At 67.1% G+C, this 5543-nt stretch carries 3 protein-coding genes; all 3 read right to left on the bottom strand.

The genetic code is table 11. The annotated features are described in order from the left end of the window. Nucleotides 1–105: 105 nt before the first annotated feature. A complete protein-coding gene (gene gyrA / locus H5J26_RS27840; protein WP_181768731.1) occupies nt 106–2757 on the bottom strand; it encodes a DNA gyrase subunit A in 2652 nt (883 codons plus the stop codon). A gap of 70 nt (nt 2758–2827) precedes the next feature. Next, entirely contained in the window at nt 2828–4924 is a 2097-nt protein-coding gene (gene gyrB / locus H5J26_RS27835; protein ID WP_181768730.1) for a DNA topoisomerase (ATP-hydrolyzing) subunit B, read from the bottom strand. A gap of 245 nt (nt 4925–5169) precedes the next feature. Further along, the coding region (locus H5J26_RS27830; protein WP_181768729.1) for a DUF721 domain-containing protein at nt 5170–5543 on the bottom strand (374 nt) is incomplete at its 5' end.

The following is a 5543-nucleotide window of genomic DNA, read 5'->3' as shown; positions in this document are numbered from 1 at the left end:
CGGCTGGGGTTGCGGCTGAGGCTGCGCGTGCGGCTGAGGCTGGGCCTCCGACTGCGCGTCGGCCTCCTGCTGCGCACGCGGCTGTGGCTGGGCACCACTCACGCCTTACTCCTCGTCGTCCGCGTCATCCGGCTCATTCGACGTGGCCTGGGGCTCCTCGCCCGGCTCTTCACCGGGCTCCACAGCCGCTTCCACTTCCTCGGCCTCGCGACCGGCCTCGGCGTTGCGGGCAACACCGACAACCGCATCCCGCTTGCCCAGGTTGATCAGTTGGACGCCCATGGTGTCACGGCCCGTCTCCCTGACCCCACTCACGCGTGTACGGATCACGCCACCGCCGAGCGTGATGGCGAGGATCTCGTCGCTCTCCTCGACCACCAGCGCGCCGACCAGCGAACCGCGGTCCTCCACGATCTTTGCGGCCTTGATGCCCAGACCACCACGGCCCTGCACGCGGTAGTCGTCCACATTGGTCCGCTTCGCATACCCGCCGTCAGTGGCGGTGAACACGAACGTACCGGCACGGACGACGTTCATCGAGAGAAGTTCGTCACCTTCACGGAAACTCATCCCCTTCACACCGGAAGTCGCACGTCCCATGGGCCGCAGCGCCTCGTCCGTCGCCGTGAAGCGGATCGACTGGGCCTTGCGGCTCACCAGCAGCAGGTCGTCCTCCGAGGAGACCAGCTCCGCGCCGATCAGCTCGTCGTCGCGCCCGTCGTCCATCTGACGGAGGTTGATCGCGATGACGCCGCCGGAGCGCGGTGAGTCGTAGTCCTTCAGCGGAGTCTTCTTCACCAGGCCCGACTTGGTGGCCAGCACCAGGTACGGCACCGCCTCGTAGTCCCGGATGGCGATCATCTCGGCGATCTGCTCGTCCGGCTGGAAGGCCAGCAGGTTCGCGACGTGCTGGCCGCGCGCCTCCCGGCTCGCATCCGGCAACTCGTAGGCCTTCGCCCGGTAGACACGGCCCTTGTTGGTGAAGAAGAGCAGCCAGTGGTGGGTGGTGGAGACGAAGAAGTGGTCGACGATGTCGTCCTCTTTGAGCTTCGTCCCGCGCACGCCCTTGCCGCCGCGCTTCTGTGCCCGGTAGTCGACGGTCTTCGTACGCTTCACATAGCCGCCACGCGTGATCGTGACGACGATGTCCTCCTCCGCGATCAGGTCCTCGATGGACATGTCGCCCTCGAAGGGGATCAGCTTCGTGCGCCGTTCGTCGCCGAACTTGTCGACCACGGCGGTCAGTTCCTCACCGATGATCTGCCGCTGCCGGCCCGGCGAGGCCAGGATCGCCTTGTACTCGTCGATCTTCGCCTGAAGATCGTCGTGCTCGGCGGTGATCTTCTGCCGCTCCAGAGCGGCCAGGCGGCGCAGCTGCATCTCCAGGATGGCGTTCGCCTGGATCTCGTCGATCTCGAGGAGGTCGATCAGTCCGCGGCGCGCGTCCTCGACGGTCTGGCTGCGGCGGATCAACGCGATGACCTCGTCGATCGCGTCCAGCGCCTTCAGCAGACCGCGCAGAATGTGCGCCCGCTCCTCGGCCTTGCGCAGCCTGAACTGCGTACGGCGCACGATGACGTCGATCTGGTGCTTGACCCAGTGCCGGATGAACGCGTCCAGGGACAGCGTCCGCGGCACGCCCTCGACGAGCGCCAGCATGTTCGCGCCGAAGTTCGTCTGCAGGTCGGTGTGCTTGTAGAGGTTGTTGAGCACCACCTTGGCGACGGCGTCCCGCTTGAGGACGATCACCAGGCGCTGGCCCGTACGGGAGGAGGTCTCGTCCCGTACGTCGGCGATGCCGCCGACACGGCCGTCCTTCACCAACTCGGCGATCTTCAGCGCCAGGTTGTCCGGGTTGGTCTGGTACGGGAGCTCGGTCACCACCAGGCACTGCCGCCCCTGGATCTCCTCGACCTCCACCACCGCGCGCATCGTGATCGAGCCGCGCCCGGTGCGGTACGCCTCCTCGATCCCCCTGCGGCCCACGATGAGGGCGCCCGTGGGGAAGTCCGGACCCTTGATCCGCTCGATCAGCGCTTCCAGCAACTCCTCGTTGGAGGCGTCCGGGTGCTCCAGGTACCACTGCGCACCCGACGCCACTTCGCGCAGGTTGTGCGGCGGGATGTTCGTGGCCATGCCGACCGCGATGCCCGCGCTGCCGTTGATGAGCAGGTTCGGGAAGCGCGCCGGCAGGACTGTCGGCTCCTGGTTGCGGCCGTCGTAGTTGTCCTGGAAATCGACCGTGCCCTCGTCGATGTCCCGCAGCATCTCCATCGAGAGCTGCGTCATCTTGCACTCGGTGTACCGCATGGCCGCGGCAGGGTCGTTGCCCGGCGAACCGAAGTTGCCGTTGGAGTCCACCAGCGGCATCCGCATCGACCAGTGCTGCGCGAGCCGCACCAGGGCGTCGTAGATGGAGGAGTCACCGTGCGGGTGGTACGTGCCCATCACGTCGCCGACGACGCGGGCGCACTTGTAGAAGCCCTTCTCCGGCCGGTAGCCGCCGTCGTACATGGCGTACAGCACGCGCCGGTGCACCGGCTTCAGGCCGTCGCGGACGTCCGGCAGGGCACGCGAGACGATCACGCTCATCGCGTAGTCGAGATACGAGCGCTGCATCTCCGTCTCGAGGCTCACCGGCTCGACGCGCGAGGCGGCGTTCTCGATCTGCACGGGTGCCGGATCGCCGGCGACGATCGGCTCGGGACCCTGGTCGCCCTCGGGGCTTTCGGGGGTGGGGGAAGTCTCGTCGGCCATGGCTCAGCTCAAGTCCTTGTCGTGTGTGGCGGTGCGCCGAACTCCAACGGCGGGGTACGGGCCGACGTGCTCAGATGTCGAGGAACCTGACGTCCTTGGCGTTGCGCTGGATGAACGAGCGCCGCGCCTCCACGTCCTCACCCATGAGGATCGAGAACAGATCGTCGGCTGCCGCGGCGTCGTCCAGGGTCACCTGGCGCAGCACGCGGTGGTCGGAGTCCATGGTGGTGATGCGCAGCTCCTCGGCGTTCATCTCGCCCAGACCCTTGAAGCGCTGGATCGAGTCGTCCCTCATCCGCTTGCCCTGCTCACGGCCGAGCTGGACCAGGCTGTCGCGCTCGCGGTCGGAGTAGGCGTACTGGTGCTCGTCCCGGCCCCACTTGACCTTGTAGAGCGGCGGCTGCGAGAGGAAGACGTGACCCGCCTCCACCAGCGGCCGCATGAAGCGGAACAGCAGGGTGAGCAGCAGGGTGTTGATGTGCTGGCCGTCGACGTCGGCGTCGGCCATGAGAATGATCTTCTGGTACCGCAGCTTCGCGATGTCGAAGTCCTCGTGGATGCCCGTGCCGAACGCCGAGATCAGGGCCTGCACTTCGGCGTTCTGCAGCACCTTGTCGATGCGCGCCTTCTCCACGTTGAGGATCTTGCCGCGGATCGGGAGGATCGCCTGGAACTCCGGGTTCCGGCCCGACTTGGCCGAACCGCCGGCCGAGTCGCCCTCGACGATGAAGATCTCGCACTTGGCGGGGTCGTTCGACTGGCAGTCGCTCAGCTTGCCCGGCAGCGAAGCCGTCTCCAACAGGCCCTTGCGGCGCGTCAGGTCACGTGCCTTGCGGGCGGCCACCCGCGCCGTCGCCGCCTGGATGCCCTTGCGGATGATGTCGGCGGCCTCGTTGGGGTTACGGTCCAGCCAGTCGTTCAGATGCTCGTGCGCGATCTTCTGAACGAAGGTCTTGGCCTCCGTGTTGCCCAGCTTCGTCTTCGTCTGGCCCTCGAACTGCGGCTCACCCAACTTCACCGAGATGATCGCCGTCAGACCCTCACGGATGTCCTCACCGGTGAGGTTGTCGTCCTTGTCGCGCAGCAGCCGCTTGTCCCGCGCGTACCGGTTGATCAACCCCGTCAGCGCCGCACGGAAGCCCTCCTCGTGCGTACCGCCCTCATGCGTGTGGATCGTGTTCGCGAAGGAGTACACACCTTCGCTGTACTGGTTGTTCCACTGCATCGCGATCTCGACCGAGAGCATCCGCTCCTTGTCCTCGGCCTCGATGTCGATCACCGTCGGGTGCACCAACTCGCCCTTGCGGGAGTTGAGATAGCGCACGAAGTCGGAGATGCCGCCCTCGTAGTGATAGCGGACGGAGAGCTGATTGCCCTCCTCGTCCACATGCTCGGGACGCTCGTCGGTGAGCTGGATCGTCAGGCCCCTGTTGAGGAAGGCCATCTCCTGGAACCGGCGCGAGAGCGTCTCGAACGAGTAGTCCGTGCTCTCGAAGATCTCCGAGTCGGCCCAGAACGTGACCGTGGTGCCGGTCTCGTCCGTCGTCTCGTTCTGCTTCAACGGGGCCGTCGGCACACCCAGCTTGTAGTCCTGCGTCCAGCGGTGGCCGTCCGTCCGGATCTCCACCGCCACCCGCTGCGAAAGCGCGTTGACGACGGAGACACCCACACCGTGCAGACCGCCGGAGACCGCGTAACCGCCACCGCCGAACTTGCCGCCCGCGTGCAGCACCGTGAGGACGACCTCGACGGCCGGCTTGCCCTCCGAGGGAACGATGCCCACGGGGATGCCACGGCCGTTGTCCACGACCCGCACGCCGCCGTCGGCCAGCAGCGCCACATCGATCAAGTCCGCGTGCCCGGCCAGCGCCTCATCGACGGAGTTGTCCACGACCTCGTAGACGAGGTGATGCAGACCACGCTCTCCGGTCGACCCGATGTACATGCCGGGGCGCTTCCGCACCGCCTCGAGGCCCTCGAGGACGGTGATCGCGCTCGCGTCGTACGACGGCTCGGCCACGGCCGAGACGGGCGATACCGGGGGGCCCACCGGAGGCACATCGGCACCGGCGCCGTCGACCAGCGCGGCATCCGTATCGGGAGAGTTGTTCTCGTTCTCGTTGAGATCGCCGGAATCGGCCACGAAGCGCCCTTTCTGGCACAGCACAGGCCGACTCCGGGGCAAGGTGGAGCGGCTGCGTCGTTCGACATGTTCCGCAACTGGGCGGGTTCGTCATCAGTGTACCGGGGGTGGCAGCGTGAATGGGGGTTTGCGGGTGCCTGAGTCCGCATGTGCCGACCTGAACTGGCGTCCGCCGACTCCCCATATGCGGACCGGGGGGCCAGAACGCTCACAGGGGCGCTCAGCGCTTCGGGCTGTCAACGCTCCATCACCGTGAGCGCCGTCACGAATCACCCGTAGGTGTCACCCGGTCCCTTGCTACCGGGAGCACGCAGGCGGCCACGCTGAGTGTTCGGAGCCTGCGGGCCCCGCACCTTCAGCAACACGACCGTCCCCTGCCCCAGATCCTCGTTCAACCGCGCCACCAGGCGGGGCGCGAGCAGCCTCAACTGCGTCGCCCACGCCGTCGAGTCGCAGCGAACCGTGAGCACCCGCTCCTCCTCGTCGTAGTGCTCGGGCTCGCAGTGCTGCGCGACCTCCGGCCCCACCAACTGAGGCCAGCGCCCCATCACTCCGCCCACCGCAGCCGGGACCTCCCAGCCCCGCTCCGTGATCAACCCGCGCACCGCAGCACCCAACGACAGCGGGTCGCGCCCGTCACGCC

Source organism: Streptomyces albidus (ex Kaewkla and Franco 2022) (assembly GCF_013870515.1).
GTDB lineage: Bacteria > Actinomycetota > Actinomycetes > Streptomycetales > Streptomycetaceae > Streptomyces > Streptomyces albidus.
Note: the sequence above shows the minus strand (reverse complement) of the source record. Positions and strands in the feature narration are given on the sequence as shown.

What these genes read in the sequence shown, in the direction of transcription:
- gyrA (WP_181768731.1), bottom strand. Translation starts at nt 2,757, where the DNA reads ATGGCCGACGAGACTTCCCCCACCCCCGAAAGCCCCGAGGGCGACCAG.